18 protein-coding genes are annotated in these 16,844 nt (G+C 72.8%); 11 read left to right on the forward strand and 7 right to left on the reverse strand.

The genetic code is table 11. The features are described 5' to 3' along the window. The first annotated feature begins 47 nt into the window (after positions 1-47). A complete protein-coding gene (locus tag OG906_RS28085) occupies positions 48-476 on the forward strand; it encodes an SPW repeat protein (protein ID WP_267799436.1) in 429 nt (142 codons plus the stop codon). Positions 477-597: 121 nt separating this feature from the next. Continuing rightward, positions 598-750, forward strand: coding sequence for an SCO1431 family membrane protein (locus OG906_RS28090; protein ID WP_267799437.1), 153 nt, complete (start codon positions 598-600; stop codon positions 748-750). Between the two features lie 43 nt (positions 751-793). Here the strand turns inward: OG906_RS28090 and OG906_RS28095 are convergent, their stop codons facing one another. Next, positions 794-1,810, reverse strand: a complete 1,017-nt coding sequence (locus OG906_RS28095; protein WP_329446744.1) for a DUF6114 domain-containing protein — start codon at positions 1,808-1,810, stop codon at positions 794-796. After that, positions 1,801-2,409, reverse strand: coding sequence for a DUF6230 family protein (locus tag OG906_RS28100; protein WP_329446746.1), 609 nt, complete (start codon positions 2,407-2,409; stop codon positions 1,801-1,803). Before OG906_RS28100 ends, OG906_RS28095 begins: the two co-directional genes overlap by 10 nt. Positions 2,410-2,507: 98 nt before the next feature. On the opposite strand from OG906_RS28100, the gene OG906_RS28105 reads away from it, so the two are divergent. Together OG906_RS28105 and OG906_RS28110 are read left to right on the forward strand one after the other, a co-directional pair. After that, positions 2,508-3,194: a TetR/AcrR family transcriptional regulator gene (locus OG906_RS28105; protein ID WP_267799439.1), complete on the forward strand. Its 687-nt coding sequence runs from the start codon at positions 2,508-2,510 to the stop codon at positions 3,192-3,194. A gap of 147 nt (positions 3,195-3,341) precedes the next feature. Then, on the forward strand, positions 3,342-4,514 hold the full coding sequence (locus OG906_RS28110; protein ID WP_267799440.1) for an acyl-CoA dehydrogenase family protein: 1,173 nt from the start codon (positions 3,342-3,344) through the stop codon (positions 4,512-4,514). Between the two features lie 135 nt (positions 4,515-4,649). Here OG906_RS28110 and OG906_RS28115 read toward each other — a convergent pair whose 3' ends face one another. Continuing rightward, positions 4,650-4,877: a hypothetical protein gene (locus OG906_RS28115; RefSeq protein WP_329446750.1), complete on the reverse strand. Its 228-nt coding sequence runs from the start codon at positions 4,875-4,877 to the stop codon at positions 4,650-4,652. Between the two features lie 313 nt (positions 4,878-5,190). Between OG906_RS28115 and OG906_RS28120 the strand changes: the two genes are divergently transcribed. Both OG906_RS28120 and OG906_RS28125 read left to right on the forward strand, forming a co-directional pair. Next, positions 5,191-6,324, forward strand: coding sequence for a hypothetical protein (locus tag OG906_RS28120; protein WP_329446751.1), 1,134 nt, complete (start codon positions 5,191-5,193; stop codon positions 6,322-6,324). Positions 6,325-6,389: 65 nt separating this feature from the next. Next, positions 6,390-7,487: a phosphotransferase family protein gene (locus OG906_RS28125; protein WP_329446752.1), complete on the forward strand. Its 1,098-nt coding sequence runs from the start codon at positions 6,390-6,392 to the stop codon at positions 7,485-7,487. A gap of 11 nt (positions 7,488-7,498) precedes the next feature. Here the strand turns inward: OG906_RS28125 and OG906_RS28130 are convergent, their stop codons facing one another. Beyond that, positions 7,499-7,933, reverse strand: coding sequence for a hypothetical protein (locus OG906_RS28130; RefSeq protein WP_329446754.1), 435 nt, complete (start codon positions 7,931-7,933; stop codon positions 7,499-7,501). A 218-nt stretch (positions 7,934-8,151) separates the two neighbouring features. Here OG906_RS28130 and OG906_RS28135 point away from each other — a divergent pair, with 218 nt between their 5' ends. From OG906_RS28135 to fxsA, 4 genes are all read left to right on the forward strand, one after another. Then, positions 8,152-8,592 (forward strand): Lrp/AsnC family transcriptional regulator, encoded by a 441-nt coding sequence (locus tag OG906_RS28135; RefSeq protein ID WP_053681811.1) that lies wholly within the window; start codon positions 8,152-8,154, stop codon positions 8,590-8,592. A 98-nt stretch (positions 8,593-8,690) separates the two neighbouring features. After that, positions 8,691-10,328 (forward strand): amidohydrolase, encoded by a 1,638-nt coding sequence (locus tag OG906_RS28140; protein ID WP_329446756.1) that lies wholly within the window; start codon positions 8,691-8,693, stop codon positions 10,326-10,328. Between the two features lie 313 nt (positions 10,329-10,641). Beyond that, entirely contained in the window at positions 10,642-11,409 is a 768-nt protein-coding gene (locus OG906_RS28145) for a polyprenol monophosphomannose synthase (protein WP_267799446.1), read from the forward strand. Positions 11,410-11,504: 95 nt separating this feature from the next. Then, complete coding sequence (fxsA, locus tag OG906_RS28150) at positions 11,505-12,092, forward strand: FxsA family membrane protein (protein ID WP_329446758.1); 588 nt, start codon at positions 11,505-11,507, stop codon at positions 12,090-12,092. Between the two features lie 115 nt (positions 12,093-12,207). Here the strand turns inward: fxsA and OG906_RS28155 are convergent, their stop codons facing one another. The 3 genes from OG906_RS28155 to OG906_RS28165 all read right to left on the reverse strand — a co-directional run bounded on the left by OG906_RS28155 (position 12,208) and on the right by OG906_RS28165 (position 15,093). Then, positions 12,208-12,582 carry an RNA polymerase-binding protein RbpA gene (locus OG906_RS28155; RefSeq protein ID WP_007262928.1) on the reverse strand — a complete coding sequence of 125 codons (375 nt, stop codon included), beginning with the start codon at positions 12,580-12,582 and terminating at the stop codon, positions 12,208-12,210. A gap of 290 nt (positions 12,583-12,872) precedes the next feature. Then, positions 12,873-14,255 (reverse strand): MFS transporter, encoded by a 1,383-nt coding sequence (locus tag OG906_RS28160; RefSeq protein ID WP_329446760.1) that lies wholly within the window; start codon positions 14,253-14,255, stop codon positions 12,873-12,875. Between the two features lie 67 nt (positions 14,256-14,322). Continuing rightward, positions 14,323-15,093, reverse strand: coding sequence for a glycerophosphodiester phosphodiesterase family protein (locus tag OG906_RS28165; RefSeq protein ID WP_267799450.1), 771 nt, complete (start codon positions 15,091-15,093; stop codon positions 14,323-14,325). Between the two features lie 224 nt (positions 15,094-15,317). On the opposite strand from OG906_RS28165, the gene OG906_RS28170 reads away from it, so the two are divergent. Then, positions 15,318-16,820 (forward strand): SCO1417 family MocR-like transcription factor, encoded by a 1,503-nt coding sequence (locus OG906_RS28170; RefSeq protein WP_329446762.1) that lies wholly within the window; start codon positions 15,318-15,320, stop codon positions 16,818-16,820. The last annotated feature ends 24 nt before the right edge of the window (positions 16,821-16,844 follow it).

The raw sequence follows: 16,844 nt of genomic DNA on the forward strand, positions 1-16,844 counted from the left end.
TGTGTAGGCACAGGGCAGATTCAAGCTTCAACAGGAGGCGGCCCGCCATGACCACCCACCCGAACATCGAACAACACCCCGACCTCGCCGAGATGCGCACGCGCTTCGAGCAGGTCACCAGCACGCCCCGCGCGCAGGCGGTCGAGGCGATGGCCCTGATCACCGGCCTCTACATCGCGGCGTCGCCGTGGATCGTCGGGTTCAGCGGCTTCGGCTCACTGGCGGTCAACAACCTGATCGCCGGACTGGCGTACTGCCTGTGCATGGGCGGCCTCGGGTCCGCCTACGAGCGCACGCACGCGATGGCGTGGACCGCCGTCGTCATCGCGGCCTGGACGATCGTCGCCCCGTGGGTCATCGCGGGAGACGTCGCCACGACCCGCACCGTGCTCAGCAACGTCATCGCCGGCGCCGTCGCGCTGGTGCTGGCACTGGCCATGGCGGGCATGGCCGGCCGGGACCGCCGCACGGGCTGACCGCGGCGCACCGCACCGCCCCGTCACGCCCGCCGGACCCCGCGGGCGTGACGTGCGCCACCCGTGACGCTCGTCTCTCGTCCCTACCGCAAGAGCCGCGAATGCTGCCACATTGGACGGCATGACCACACATGCCGCAGCCCCGACCGACCGCGCCCGCAGCCTCGCCCGCACGGGCGGCCCCAAGGACGGCTCCGGTTGGCTGGAGCACGTGCTCGGCTGGACCCTGGTGGTCGTCATCGCCATGTTCGTCACCCAGGTCGGCTGGCTTTAGATCGCGGAGTCCTCGGCGGCGCGCGGAGGACGGCGCCGCCGGATCACGAGGCGTCCAGGCGCAGCCCGTCGGTGACGATCACGTCCGAGGTGACCAGTGCCTGTTCGGCGGTCACCCGCGTCATGAAGACGAACGGCGGGATCACCGGGGGAGCGGGCAACCCCTCGGGGCTGAACGTGACGCACAGCAGCCCCTCGATGCAGCCGCTGAACCGGGTCAGGTACAGGGTGACGTCGCCCCGCAGGGTCAAGGACCGGGCCGACAGGCCGTATTCGTCCCCGCCGTCCCGGGTGCGCAGCCGGTAGTCGTACAGCGAGGCCGCCGCCATCCGCAGCACCAGCACCCTGCGCGGCCCGTCGATCGTGTCCAGCTCGGTGACCCCCGCCAGGGCGAAGCCCTGGGGCGCGAACAGCGAGGTGGTCACCGTCGGGGGAGTACGGGCCGCCCTCGGAGGCCCCTGCGCGGCCGCGTCGGCCCTGGCCGGCGGGGCCCCCGAGGACAGCGCGACCAGCAGGGCCAGGGGCAGTGCCACCGCCGTCGCGCGTGACCCGGCGCCACCCGGACCGGGTACGCTCCCGGGCCCGGCGCCGGCCGCCGCGGCGGCGTCCCCCTCCGCCGAGTCGGCCTCCGCCTCCGCCTCCTCCTTCTCCGGCAGCGGGGTCCAGCCGAAGGCCAGCGCACTGCCGGCGATGCCGAGCAGCATCCCCACCAGGAAGCCGCCCAGGTTCGTCGCCACGAAGGACAGCACGGAGAGCAGCAGGGCGTGGATCGACACGTACGCCCTGGCCTGCGGCAGGAACCACAGGAACAGCCCGGCCACCACCAGCGCCGCCCCGATCCCGATCGCCGCGATCCCGCCGAGCCCCAGGCTGACCAGCACGGTCAGCGGGGAGAGCGGGACCAACAGCAGCTCGATCCCGCCCGACACCAGCAGCAGCCCGCCCCAGAACGGCCGGGTCCGCCGCCAGGCGCGCAGTCGTCGCCGCGGGCCGGGCAGGGGGAGCCGCGGCGCCCACCGCCCCGTGCCCGGATCCGCGGGTCGGCGCGCCCCTAGAAGCACTGCTTGCCGTCCAGGCCGACGCTCAACTTCATGCCCTTGAGGCGGAAGTTGCCGCCGGTCGCGGACCAGGCGTGCGAGCGCACGTTCAGGACCTCGATGTTCCCGGCCTGGAGACCGAACGCGCCCGGTTCGCCCCTGACCCCCTCGACCTGGTCGAGGGTGGAGGCGTCCCGGCCGATCTGCGCCGTGCCGAAGGTGGCGTCACCGTCGAGGTCCTCGCCGTCGATCACCAGGTTATCGGCGGTGACCTGGCCGGCGGGTCCGCCGGCGCTCAGTTTGAAGACCACCGTGCCCACCGGGGTCTTCACCCGGGCGGACTGGCAGATGTCGGCCAGCGTGGCCTCGCCGATGCCGAGCAACGCCACCGGATGCCCCTTGCCGTCGACGGAACGGTCCGTCTGCACGTAGGACGCCAGGCCCTTGCTGCTCAACTTGGATGAGGAGACCTGGAATGAGGTCCCCGAGACGGCGAAGGACGCGGCGAGCGCGCCCTGCGCCATGACGACGCCCATCGCCCCGACCGCGATCACCGCGGGCAGTGCGACCGCCACCGTCTTCTTCCACTTGACCCGGCCCTCGCGGCCGCTGTTCGTGCTCATGGAGGTGCCTCCCGTACGTCGTCCGTGCGCAGGGAAGTGCATGAGACAGGTCTGCCATACTGCGGGCTTCCTGTGGGAGTTCGAGGCTAGGGCCGAATTTGAATAATAGTCAACAGCGTGGCGCGACCGGCCGTTCGCAGGCCCGTCGGGCCGAACTCATGGCGATCGGGCGCAAGTTGTTCGCCGACACCTCGTACGACGCGCTTTCCATGGACGACATCGCCCAACACGCCGGTGTCGCCAAGGGGTTGATCTACTACTACTTCAAGAGCAAGCGCGGCTACTACCTCGCCATCGTCGAGGAGTCCGTCGCCGAACTCGTCGCCCGCGCGGCCGCGGAGACCGAACTGGCCGGCTCGGAACGGGCCCGCCGCACCATCGACGGCTACCTGTACTACGCCGAACACCACCGGGCCGCCTACCGCACGATCGTCACCGGCGGCGTCGGCTCCGACGCCGAGGTGCTCGCCATCCGCGACGCGGTCCGCGAGGAACTGGTCGCCACCATCGCGGAGGCCGCGTACGGCCGCCGCACGGTCTCGCCGCTCGCCCGGCTCGCGCTCGTGGGCTGGCTCTCCGGGGTCGAGGGGATCACCCTGGAGTGGATCGGCGGCCTCGACGGGGAGGGCCGGCTCGGCCGGGACGAGGTCGCGGCGCTGCTCGTGCGGCAGCTGCGCGCGACCCTGACGGTGATCGAGGAGTTCGCCCCCGACCACCCCGCTCCACCGGCGCACGAGGCCCCGGGGGATCCCGATGATCATGCACCGGTGACGGGAAGCCCCTGATCGGGCATACTCAAGCCGCCGCAGCCACTGAACAGGCCCTTCCGCGATCCGGGAGGGCAGTATCGGCTGTGAGAGCACCGAGATCCGGTGGCGCGTCCCACACCTCACGCGTCGCCGCCGTGCCCGACCAGGGAGGAGAGCGCCGCCATGACCGACCGCGCCCCGCAGCCGGTGGACCGACAGCTGCCCACCGAAGAGTCCCGTGATCTGCTCGCGCTCGTACGAGAGATCGCGCAGCGGGAGATCCGCCCCCGGGCCGCCGAGGAGGAGGACGACGGACGCTTCCCCCGGGAGGTCTTCACGCTCCTGTCGGAGGCCGGCCTGCTGGGGCTCCCGTACGCCGGCGAGTTCGGCGGCGGTGAGCAGCCGTACGAGGTCTACCTCCAGGTGCTGGAGGAGCTCGCCGCGGCCCGGCTGACGGTCGGCCTCGGTGTCAGCGTGCACTCCCTGGCCTGCCACGGCCTCGCCGGCTACGGCACCAAGGAGCAGCAGGGCGCCCACCTCCCCGCCATGCTCGGCGGCGGCCTGCTCGGCGCCTACTGTCTCTCGGAGCCGGCCGCCGGCTCCGACGCCGCCTCGCTGACCACCAAGGCCGTCCGCGACGGCGACGACTGGATCATCACCGGCACCAAGGCGTGGATCACGCACGGCGGGGTCGCGGACTTCTACACCGTCCTCGCGCGCACGGGTGTCAACGGCCCCAAGGGCATCACCGCCTTCCTCGTGCCCGGCGACGCGGCCGGCCTGACGGCGGCGGTCCCCGAGAAGAAGATGGGCATGAAGGGCTCGCCCACCGCCCAGCTGCACTTCGACGGCGTACGCGTCCCCGACACCCGGCGCATCGGCGAGGAGGGGCAGGGCTTCACCATCGCCCTGGCCGCCCTGGACGCCGGCCGGCTCGGGATCGCCGCCTGCGCGATCGGCGTCGCCCAGGCGGCCCTGGACGAGGCCCTGGTCTACGCCCTGGACCGCAAGCAGTTCGGGCACCCCATCGCGGACTTCCAGGGGCTGCGCTTCATGCTGGCCGACATGGCGACCAAGATCGAGGCGGGTCGGGCGCTGTACCTCGCCGCCGCGCGCCTGCGGGACGCCGGCAAGCCCTTCTCCCGCCAGGCCGCCATGGCCAAGCTGTTCTGCACGGACGCCGCGATGGCCGTCACGACGGACGCGGTGCAGGTCCTCGGCGGCTACGGGTACACCGCGGACTTCCCGGTGGAGCGGCTCATGCGCGAGGCGAAGGTGCTCCAGATCGTGGAGGGCACCAACCAGATCCAGCGCATGGTCATCGCCCGCCACCTCGCGGGCCCCGAGACCCGCTGAGGCGCCCGGGCCGGGGCGCCGGCCGCCCCGACGGGCCCCGGGCCGGCGCCCCGCGGCCCGGTCGGCCCGGCCCCGGCCCGTCGGGCGCTCGGCCCGGCCCGACCGTGCGGTTGCCCTCCCGCCGGAGCGTCCGGCTCAGCCTCCGTACAGGGGGCCGCTGGGCCAGATCGGGGACGAGGCGATCCGTGACCACTCCGGATCGCGCCGCCCCGGCACCGTCCGGCCCTCGGCGGTCCAGCGGGCCAGGAGCGCGTTGTAGACGGGCGTGTCGGGGTTCCGCAGCGGAACCGATTCTTCGTACCCGTGAGGCGTGGGCCGCCGCCTGCGACCCGTTCTCGGCGTGGACGTCTCAAGCGTGGTCATGCACGGCAAAACGCGAGATCAGCCCACGGGTAACCGGCCCCCGCCCACGGCCATCCGTTCGACGTGTCCCCGACGCTTCCACCGACCGCGCCGCCCCGCCGACGTGCGGTGGACGGTGGGTGAGCGGGCAGGTGTCCCCTCCCGACCCGGGTGTCCGGACGTGCCTTCCTGTCGCGTAGTGCCACAAGTCTGTTCCTCGAAACGGTTTCTGACGTACCGTCATATCCGCTCGAGTCGCACACCGTCGCACACCAGGCCAACCGCGCCACGCCACGTCACGCGCCGCCACGCGGCCGCGCCCAGGAGGTCCGCCATGCCCGCCGACCGGCCCGTCCCGCTCGACGAATACCCCATCCACCAGGCGCCGTTGTCGATGAAGCACCTCGTCAGCGGCGACCGCAACGCCTACGACCGCTGCATCTTCCACGTCTTCGACCACGCCGGCCGGGCCGTCCTCATCCTCGGCCTCGGCGTCTACCCCAACGCGGGCGTCATCGACGCCTACGCCACCCTGCGCATCGGCGACGAACTCCTCGCCGTCCGCGCCTCCGACGCCCTCGGCGACGACCGGATGAACCTCTCCGTCGGCCCGCTCCGCATCACCGTCGACGAGCCCCTCAAGCGGATCGGCCTGCACTGCGACGCCGACCCCGACGACCCCGAGGGCCTCTCGTACGACATCACCTGGACCGCCGAGTTCCCCGCCGTCTGGGAGCCCCACCACGTCCAGCGCCGCGGGGACCGCCTCATGCTGGAAGGCCGCCGCTTCGTCCAGGCCGGCAACGTCACCGGCACCATCCGCGTCAAGGGCGAGGAACTCGCCCTCACGCCGGGCGCGTGGACCGGCACCCGCGACCGCAGTTGGGGAGTGCGCCCGATCCCCGGCGAGGACGGCGGCCGGGCAGCGGAGGAACACCGCCCCGAGGGCTTCCACTGGCTCTGGATACCCGTCCGCTTCGAGGACCGGTTCCTCATGGTCGTCGTCCAGGAGGACGCCGACGGCCACCGCACCCTCAACGAGGCCGTCCAGGTCTTCCCCGCGGGCGACGACCGCAACGACGTCCAACTCGGCTGGCCGCACACCGACATCCGCTACCGCCCCGGCAGCCGCCACCCCGAGAGCGCCGTCGTCCACCTCACCGACCCCACCCGCAAACCCCTCGAACTCGGCGTCCGCGTCCTCAACTCCTCCCCCCTCGCCGTCGGCGCCGGCTACCCGCCCGCCGCCGACTGGCAGCACGGCACCTGGCAGGGCCGTGCCTGGACCGACCGGCGCGCCTACGACCTCTCCGATCCCGCCGCGCACCCCATGGCCGCCTACGGGGTCACCGACCACTCGGCCCGCTTCACCCTCGACGGCCGGGTCGGACACGGCATCTTCGAGCACGGAAGCTTCGGCCGCCATGACCCGAGCGGCTTCACCGACCACACCTCCGTGGCCCCGTGACCGAGAGCGGACGTCGGGAGAGCCCCGAGGACGACATCCCACCGGAAGGGAAGGCAGGACCCGCCATGCCAACGGCACCACGTCCCCGCACCTCCACCCGCGAACCCGAGGAACTCGGCCGCCGCCTCGCGGCCTGGCTCGACGCGACCCTCCCCGGCGCGAAGGTCGTCAACACCTCCGTCCCCGGCTCCAACGGCATGTCCAGCGAGACCCTGCTCTTCGACATCGAGCACCCCGACACCCCGGAACGGGCCTGCGCCCTGCGCCTGGCCGCGGACCCGGCCGCCTACACCGTCTTCCCCACCTACGACATGCCCCGCCAGCACCGCGTGATGAGCCTGGTCGCCGCCCACACCGACCTGCCCGTCCCGCGCGTGCGCTGGCTGGAGGAGGATCCGGGCCCGCTCGGCGCGCCCTTCTTCGTCATGGCCCGCGCCGAGGGCCGGGTACCGCCCGACGTCATGCCCTACACGTACGAGGGCAACTGGCTGCACTCCGCCACCGACGCCGAACGCGCCCGGCTCCAGGAGGCGAGCATCTCCCTGCTCGCCCGCCTCCACGACCAGTTCCCCGCAGAGGAGGCGCGGTTCCTCCTCCCGCCCGGGGAGGGAAGCCCGCTGCGCCGCCACGTCACGGCCCAACGTGCCTACTACGAGTGGGTGGTGGCCACACTGGCCCGCTCACCGCTCCTGGAGCGGGCCTTCGACCGGCTGGAGGAACTCTGGCCGGCCGACGAGGGCGACCCCGTCCTCAACTGGGGCGACGCCCGCATCGGCAACGTCGTCTACCAGGCCGACGGCTTCGATCCGGTGGCCGTGCTCGACTGGGAGATGGCCGCGTACGCCCCCCGGGAGGTCGACCTGGGCTGGACCGTCTACCTGCACCGGTTCTTCCAGGACCTGACCGTCGGGTTCGGCCAGTCGGGCCTGCCCGACTTCCTGCGCCGCGAGGACGTGGAACGCCGGTACGCCGAACTCACCGGGCACACCCCGCGGGACATGGGGTTCCACACCCTCTACGCCGCCCTGCGGCACGGGATCGTGATGCTGCGCATCGCCTACCGACAGGCGCACTTCGGGGAGGTCGAGGTCCCGGCGGACCCGGACGGCCTGATCCTGCACCACGCCACCCTCGACGCGATGGTGCGGGGAACGTACTGGTAGGACGCGGCCCGTCAGGCGGCCTGCGCGTGCTGGCGCATCTGCGGCGGCAGCGGGGCCGTCACGCGGACGGGACGCGAGCCCGGACCGCCGACGTGCGAGAAGGGCTGCGTACGCCAGTCGAGGCCCTGCGGGAGGGACAGGTGCACGATCGGGTCGAGCTCCTGCACCTCGTGCGGGAACCCGCCCACGGTCGGCAGCGCGTCGGAAGCCGGCCGGCCCGTACCCGCGCACACCGTGAGTCCGAACGGGTTCCACGGGGACGGGCAGAGGGCGTGCTGCGGCAGGTACTCCTCGTCCGCGACGAGGGCGATCGACTGGCCGCAGTCGGGGCAGATCGCGTGGTGGATCTCGAACCCCTCGGCCTCGTCGAAGTAGCCGTCCTCGTCGGAATCGAGCAGTTCCGGAGGCTCCGGTTCGATGCGACCGGCGCGCTTGGCGTTCAGCATGGATGTACTCCCCCTTGAATGGGCCGGGCGGGCAGCTTCTTCGGCCACGGCCACACCAAGCACTTCCCGTCGAGCGGCACGAGTAACCACAACCACCCCCGGTACGCCCCCGTACCCCTGTGGCCTTGGTCACATGCCCGCCGCAGGTGCCACCCAACCCGTGGACACCGCTGTGCCGGAAGCGGTCTTGGGCCATAGGTTGAGCGGCTATGAGCGCAATGGAGGAGCTGGACCGCCAGATCGTTGATCTGCTCGTGCGGGACGGGCGAATGAGCTACACGGATCTGGGCAAGGCCACGGGACTGTCCACGTCGGCGGTCCATCAGCGAGTACGCCGCCTGGAGCAGCGCGGGGTGATCCGCGGCTATGCCGCCGTGGTCGACCCCGAGGCCGTGGGGCTGCCCCTGACGGCGTTCATCTCGGTCAAGCCGTTCGATCCCAGCGCACCGGACGACATCGCCGACCGCCTGGCGGGCGTCCCCGAGATCGAGGCCTGCCACAGCGTGGCCGGAGACGAGAACTACATCCTCAAGGTCCGTGTGGGCACGCCCCTGGAGCTGGAGGACCTGCTGGGCCGACTGCGCGCCCTGGCGCACGTCTCGACCCGCACGACGGTGGTGCTGTCCACCCCGTACGAGTCCCGCCCGCCGCGCGTGTGACGCCCCCCTGACCCGTCTTCCGCACCGCCCGGCCCCGACCCCCGCCCCGGCGGGACCCGAGGTCGGGCCCGGCCGGCGGAGGCGCGAGACTGGGTCCCATGACTGACCGCACCGCCTCCGCCGACGCCGCCGGAGCCCCCGTACCCGACCGCACCGTCCTCCTGCGCGGCGGCGAGGTGCACAGCCCCGCCGACCCGTTCGCCACCGCGATGGTCGTCGAGCGCGGCCACGTCGCCTGGGTCGGCTCGGAAGGCGCCGCCGACGCCTTCGCACAGGGCGTCGACGAGGTCGTCGACCTCGACGGGGCGCTCGTCACGCCCGCGTTCACCGACGCCCACGTGCACACCACCTCCACCGGTCTCGCCCTCACCGGACTGGACCTCTCCGACGCCCGCACCCTCGCGGACGCCCTGGACCGGGTACGCGCCCACGCCGAGCGCCGCCCCGCCGACCGGGTGCTCCTCGGACACGGCTGGGACGCCGCCCGATGGCCCGAGCGCCGCGCCCCGCGCCGCGAGGAACTGGACCGGGCCACCGGCGGCCGTCCGCTCTACCTCAGCCGCATCGACGTCCACTCGGCCGTGGTCACCACCGCGCTGCTCGACCTCGTCCCCGGGGGCGCGGGCCTCGTCGCCTGCGACGAGCCGCTGACCGCCGACGCCCACCACGCCGTGCGCGCGGTCGCCCTCGGCGCCGTCGGCCCCGCCCAGCGCGCCGAGGCCCAGCGGGCCGCCCTGGACCGGGCCGCCTCCCTCGGCATCGGCTCCGTGCACGAGTGCGGCGGCCCGGAGATCTCCTCCCCGGAGGACTTCACCGCCCTGCTCGACCTGGCGCGCACCCACCCCGGCCCGCGCGTCTTCGGCTACTGGGCCGATCGGGACCTCGACCTGGCCAAGCGGCTCGGCGCGGTCGGGGCCGCCGGCGACCTCTTCGTGGACGGCGCACTCGGCTCCCACACCGCCTGCCTGCACGCCCCGTACACCGACGCCGCGCACACCGGCACCGGCTACCTGGACGCCCGTGACGTCGCGGCGCACGTCGCCGCGTGCACCGAACAGGGCCTCCAGGCCGGCTTCCACGCCATCGGCGACGCCGCCGTCAGCGCCGTCGTCGAAGGCGTCAGGGCCGCCGCCGAGACCGTGGGCCTCGCCCGGGTGCGGGCCGCCCGCCACCGGGTCGAGCACGCCGAGATGATGACCCCGGCCACCATCGCCGCCTTCGCGGAACTGGGCCTCACCGCCTCCGTGCAGCCCGCCTTCGACGCCGCCTGGGGCGGCGAGGGCGGCATGTACGCCGACCGGCTCGGCGCGGAGCGCGCCCGCACCCTCAACCCGTACGCGGCCCTGCTGAAGGCCGGCGTCCCGCTGGCCTTCGGCTCCGACGCGCCCGTCACCCCGCTCGACCCGTGGGGCACCGTCCGGGCGGCCGCCTTCCACCGCACCCCCGAGCACCGGATCTCCGTACGGGCCGCCTTCGCCGCCCACACCCGCGGCGGTTGGCGGGCCCTGGGCCGGGACGACGCGGGCACCCTCGTTCCCGGCGCCCCGGCCGACTACGCCGTCTGGCGGACCGAGGAACTGGTCGTCCAGGCTCCCGACGACCGGGTCGCCCGCTGGTCCACCGACCCGCGCTCGGGCACCCCGGGGCTGCCCGACCTGACCCCCGGCGGGGAACTGCCGGTGTGCCTGGCCACGGTCGTCGGCGGCCGAGAGGTTTTCGTACGCCCACAGGGGTGATCCGACCGGCCTCGGTTCGGTCCCGACGGCCGGACCCGGATAGGTTCGGCCGGGTCCACCAACAGGACGTCCGTACCGGACGGATCCGTCCGCTCAGCGCACCCGCGCCTCGGGGGCGAGGGAAGGTTTCGCCGGCGGCTGGTGGCCTCAGGTCGGGGCCCGGCGGTCCAGTAGACAACGGTCACGGTCACCCGCAGCCAGCGGGAACCGGGCCGGCCCGAAGGACCGCCGGCTCCGATCGCTGTTCTAAAATCATCCTGCTGTGACGGGACGTACGAGGCCGACCGGACGAGAAACACTTCAAGGGGACCCAGTGAGCGAGGCAGGACAGCGGACCCACGGGCCGCTCGGCACCATCCTGGTGATCATTCCGACGTACAACGAGGCCGAGAACATCGGCCCCATCGTCGGCAGGGTCCGCGCCGCCGTCCCCGCAGCGCACGTCCTGGTCGCCGACGACAACAGCCCCGACGGCACCGGCAAGCTCGCCGACGAACTGGCCTGCGCCGACGAGCAGGTCCACGTCCTGCACCGCAAGGGCAAGGAAGGCCTCGGCGCCGCCTACCTGGCCGGCTTCGCCTGGGGCCTGGAGCACGGCTACGGGGTCCTCGTGGAGATGGACGCCGACGGATCCCACCGCCCCGAGGAACTGCCCCGGCTGCTCACCGCCCTCGGCAACGCCGACCTGGTCCTGGGATCCCGCTGGGTGCCGGGCGGCCGCGTGGTCAACTGGCCCAAGAGCCGCGAGATGCTCTCCCGCGGGGGTTCCACGTACTCCCGGCTGCTCCTGGACGTGCCGATCCGCGACGTGACCGGCGGCTACCGCGCCTTCCGCAGCGAGACGCTGGAGGGCCTGGGCCTGGAGGAGGTGGCCTCCGCCGGCTACTGCTTCCAGGTGGACCTGGCCCGTCGGGCCGTCCGCCAGGGCTTCAGGGTCGTCGAGGTGCCCATCACCTTCGTCGAGCGCGAGTTCGGCGACAGCAAGATGAGCAGGGACATCGTGGTGGAGGCCCTGTGGCGGGTCACCCAGTGGGGCATCAAGGCCCGGGCCGCCAAGCTGACCGGCCGGCCCCCGCACTGACCCGCCCGGACACCCTCTCCCCCCGACATCCCTCAAGGGATGTCCGGTACCTCCGACTGAGGTCGCTTTTACACCGCCCGAGGCACACTGGTGACATGACGACCGGCATTTCGACGGCCCCACGACGGCGCTCGCCCGCCCGCACCCTGCTTCCCCTGGCGGTCGCCGCCTGGCTGATCCTGGAGATCTGGCTGCTCAGCCTGGTCGCCGGAGCCGCCGGCGGGTTGACCGTCGCCCTGCTGATCGCGGGCGGGATGCTCCTCGGCGCCGTGGTCATCAAGCGCGCCGGGCGACGGGCCTTCAAGAACCTCACCGACACCCTCCAGCGGGCCCAGCAGGGACAGGGGCCCGAGCAGGCCAGGCAACAGCCCGGCCAGGGCAACGGCCTGATCATGCTCGCGGGCCTGTTCCTGATGCTGCCGGGGCTGATCTCCGACGCCGCCGGACTGCTCCTGCTGCTCCCGCCCGTCCGGGCACTGATCAGCCGCCGGGCCACGCGCTCCCTGGAACGCAGGATGGCCGCCGCGCCCGCCGGAACCTTCGGCGACGCCTTCCAGCAGGCCCGGATCCACCAGCCGGACGGCAAGGTCGTCCAAGGCGAGGTCATCCGCGAGGACCGGCCGGGGCCCGGACCGGGCCAGGCCGGCCCGGACGCCGGTCACCGGCCGCCGCTGACCCCCTGAAGCGCCGATCCCGGACCTTGATCCATCCGGCTCCGCGGCCGTCCGCAGCCGGACAAGCCGAGGGCCCCCGCCACGGATGTGGCGGGGGCCCTCGGCTTTGTTCTCAGTCCGGTTGTCAGGCGGACTTGCGGCTGTCCCGCGGATGCACGGCAATGTTCATGGCGCCGGAACGGAGGACCGCGAGCCTCTCGGCAAGCACTTCCTCCAGCTCCTCGCGGGTGCGTCGCTCCATGAGCATGTCCCAGTGCGTTCGCGCAGGCTTGCCCTTCTTCTCTTCGGGCCCGTCCCCGTCCACCAGGAGTGCCATGGCGCCGCACGCCTTGCACTCCCACTCCGGCGGAATTTCTGCCTCAACCGAGAACGGCATCTCAAATCGATGTCCGTTCTGGCATGCGTACTCCACCGCCTGGCGCGGGGCCAGATCGATGCCGCGGTCCGTCTCGTAGCTGGTAACCACGAGCCGCGTACCGCGGAGAGCTCGCTCACTCATGAATCGTGCCTCCCGGGCTTGTCGCCCACAGGACAGGTGTCGCTGTCGTCGTCATCCGGTCAACGTCCGGTCGGCGGTATAGATTCCCGCTCCGGGTCATGCGTCGCCCGTCGTACCGCCCCTTGTTGTACCCACCAGTGCCCGTTTTGTCACATCTGGCAGCAGATGTCACCCAACGTCCGCTCTTTGTGAGCGCGCAGTAACGGTCCGCCTGGCAGGCCAAAGGCGTACACTACCGGCCCTTCGCTTGAACGTCGAAATTCGTTCCGAATTCTTTCTCGGACCCGCTGTCAGATCCTCTCGGGAACAGGATTGCCCGCCGCCTCCACCGCGCGCCGTACCGGCACCCTCGCGAGCAGCACGAAACCCAGTGCGAAGAACACCACCAACGATATGATCGCGTCCCGATAACTGCCCGTGACCTGGTACGTCAGTCCGAAGACCAGCGGTCCGATCCAGCTCAGCCCCCGGTCGCTCATCTCGTAGGCGGAGAAGTACTCGGCCTCCTTGCCCGCCGGGACCAGGTGCGAGAACAGCGAACGCGACAGCGCCTGGCTCCCGCCCAGCACCAGCCCGATCATCGCCGCCAGCGCGAAGAACCACACCGGCGTCCGGGCCGGCAGGAAGTACCCGGCGGCCAGCGTCACCGCCCACGCGGCCAGCGAACCGAGGATCGTCCGCTTGGCGCCGTACAGACCTGCCAGCCGACCCATCCCCAGCGCGCCCGCCACCGCCAGGACCTGGACCAGCAGCACCGCCACGATCAGCGTGGACTGCTCCAGCTCCAGTTCCTCCGACCCGTAGACCGAGGCCTGGGAGATCACCGTCTGCACGCCGTCGTTGTAGATCAGATAGGCCAGCAGGAACGACAGCGTCAACGGATAGCGCCGCATGTCCTTCAACGTGGCCACCAGCTGCCGCCACCCGCTGACCGGCGGCGCCGCACCCGCCTCCCGGACCACCCCCCGGTCGCGCAGCCGCCGCAACGGGATGATCGCGAAGGCGCCCCACCACAGGCCCGCCGACGCCAGACAGATGCGCACCGCCGCGCCCTCGGACAGCCCGAAGGAGTCGTGGCCCTGGTAGAGCACCAGGTTCAGGACGAGCACCAGGGCGCCCGAGGTGTAGCCGAAGGCCCAACCCCGCGAGGAGACGGTGTCCCGCTCGTCCGGTGTGGCGATCTGCGGCAGGAAGGCGTTGTACAACACCATCGAGACCGCCAGCGAGGCGTTCGCCACGATCAGCAGGAACCCGCCGAGCAGGTAGCGCTCGCCGTCGAGGAAGAACATCCCGGCCGTCGCCGCCGCGCCCGTGTACGCCGCCACCGCCAGCAGCGGCTTCTTGCGGCCGCTCCGGTCCGCGACGGCCCCCGCCAGCGGCATGATCAGCACGGCCAGCAGCACGGACGCGGAGACCGCGTACGCGAAGAAGGAACCGGCCCGGACCGGGACGCCCAGCGGGTGTACGTAGCCCTCGGCATCCGCCGCGGCCTTGGTCACGGCCGTCAGGTAGGGACCGAGGAACACCGTGAGCACGCTGGTCGAGTAGACCGAGCAGGCGAAGTCGTAGAAGTACCAGCCGTGCTGTTCGCGTTTGCGGGCGGCGGCGCCGGCTCTTCCGTCCTCCGTCCCCGGTTCCGCTTCCTCTGGTGGAGATAGGTCTCGCGCAGTCACTCCGGTGCCCCCTCGCTGTCCCGTGCCGCCTCGGCCGCCGCGGCCGGCGGGGAGTCCGAACGGGCGGTCAGGCCCAGGCTCCGCGCCGGTCCAGCACCGTGCGCAAGATGTCGATCCGGTCGGTCATGATGCCATCGACTCCCATGTCGAGAAGAGAGTCCATGCGTTCCGGTTCGTTCACGGTCCACACGTGCACCTGGAGTCCCCGCTCGTGCGCCGTCCGGACGAACCGCCGGTCGACCACCCGGACGCCGGCCTGGGTCTCCGGAACCTGCGCCGCCACCGCTCCCGCGCGCAGCGCCGCCGGGATCGCGAACGACCGCAGCCGCAGCCCCAGCACACCGCGCACCCCGTACGAGGTCGCCAGCCGGGGACCGGCGATCTTCTGGGCCCGGGCGACCCGGCTCTCCGAGAAGGAGCCCACGCACACCCGGTCCCAGACCCGGGCCCGCGCGATCAGGTTCACCAACGGGTGCAGGGCGCTCTCGGCCTTGACGTCGACGTTCCAGCGGGCCTCCGGGAACTCCTCCAGGAGGTCCTCGAACAGGGCCAGGGGCTCGGAGCCCGCCACCCGGGCCTCCCGGATCCGCTTCCACGGCAGTTCGGCGATCCGCCCGCTCCCGTCGGTGACCCGGTCCAGGGTGGAGTCGTGGAAGGCGACCAGCTTCCCGTCGACCGTGGCGTGCACATCGGTCTCGAAGTAGCGGTAACCCGCGTCGGCCGCCCGGTGGAAGGCGGCGGCGGTGTTCTCCAGCCCGTCCGCGGCCCCTCCCCGGTGCGCGAAGGGGATGGGAGCGGGATGGTCCAGATACGGGTGCCGAAGGCGTACGTGCGTCACGGCGGCAGTATGCCCCCTGCCGCCGATGGGACGGGAGCGTCCGGATGGCCGCGGGGTGAACGCGACCGCGCCGGAGGGCCCCCGCCGTGCCCCCTTCCGCCCTCCCGGGAGCCCCGTGGCTCGAATGGACCGCCCCGTGACACCCTGGATCGCGCAGAACCAATCCAATACCGGTCGCCCCTCGGACCGGACGGGGCCAATTCGACGAAGGTGGACCGGACAGCATGGCTCAGTGGACCTCGGCGGTCGGCGCCGCACAGCTCGCCCGCCTCATCACCTCGCAGCAGGGGCGCTCCGCCACGTCCGGCACGCGCAAGCCGCCCGCCTACCGCAGCCTCGCCGACGGCATCCGGCTCCTCGTCCTCGAAGGGCGCGTCCCCGTCGCCGCCCGGCTGCCCGCCGAGCGGGAGCTGGCCGTCGCGCTCACCGTCAGCCGCACCACCGTCGCCGCCGCCTACGAGGCCCTGCGCGGCGAAGGCTTCCTCGAATCCCGCCGGGGCGCCGGCAGCTGGACCGCCGTGCCCGCCGGGAACCCGCTTCCCGCCCGGGGCCTGGAACCCCTGCCGCCCGAGTCCCTCGGCTCGATGATCGACCTCGGCTGCGCCGCCCTGCCGGCCCCCGAGCCCTGGCTCACCAAGGCCGTCCAGGGAGCCCTGGAGGAACTGCCGCCGTACGCGCACACCCACGGCGACTACCCCGCCGGCCTGCCCGCCCTGCGCAGGATGCTCGCCGACCGCTACACCGAGCGCGGCATCCCCACGATGCCCGAGCAGATCATGGTGACCACCGGGGCCATGGGCGCCATCGACGCCATCTGCAGCCTCTTCGCGGGACGCGGCGAACGCATCGCCGTCGAATCCCCGTCCTACGCCAACATCCTCCAGCTCATGCGCGCCGCCGGGGTGCGCCTCGTACCCGTCGCGATGGCCGCCGGGCTGAGCGGCTGGGACATGGACGTCTGGCGGCAGGTGCTGCGCGACTCCGCCCCCCGGCTCGCCTACGTGGTCGCCGACTTCCACAACCCCACCGGCGCCCTCGCCCCGGACGAACAGCGCCGCGCGATGGTGGAGGCGGCCCGCTCGGCCGGCACCGTGCTCGTCGCCGACGAGACCATGGCCGAACTCCGGCTGGACCCGGACGTGGAGATGCCCCGTCCGGTCTGCGCCTTCGACCCCGCCGGCTCCACGGTCGTCACCGTCGGTTCCGCGAGCAAGGCCTTCTGGGCCGGCATGCGCATCGGCTGGGTCCGCGCGGCCCCCGACGTCATCCGCAGCCTGGTCGCGGCCCGCGCGTACGCCGACCTCGGCACGCCCGTGCTCGAACAGCTCGCGGTGAACTGGCTGATGCGGACCGGGGGCTGGGAGGAGGCCGTCGGGATCCGCCGCGACCAGGCCCGGGAGAACCGCGACGCGCTCGTCGCCGCGGTACGCCGGGAACTGCCCGACTGGGAGTTCCAGGTCCCCCGGGGCGGCCTCACCCTGTGGGCCCGCGCGGGCGGACTGTCCGGGTCCCGGCTGGCCGAGGTGGGGGAGCGGGTCGGCGTACGGGTCCCCTCGGGCCCCCGGTTCGGCGTGGACGGGGCCTTCGAGGGGTACGTCCGGCTGCCGTTCACGGTCGGCGGCCCGGTGGCCGAGGAGGCCGCCTCGCGGCTCGCGGCGGCGGCCCGGCTGGTCGGCACGGGCGCCGGCGGCAGCGGGGCGGAACCCCCGCGCACGTTCGTCGCCTGAGGGCTGTCGACGGTCGGGTGCCCG

It is taken from the genome of Streptomyces sp. NBC_01426 (assembly GCF_036231985.1).
Lineage (GTDB): Bacteria > Actinomycetota > Actinomycetes > Streptomycetales > Streptomycetaceae > Streptomyces.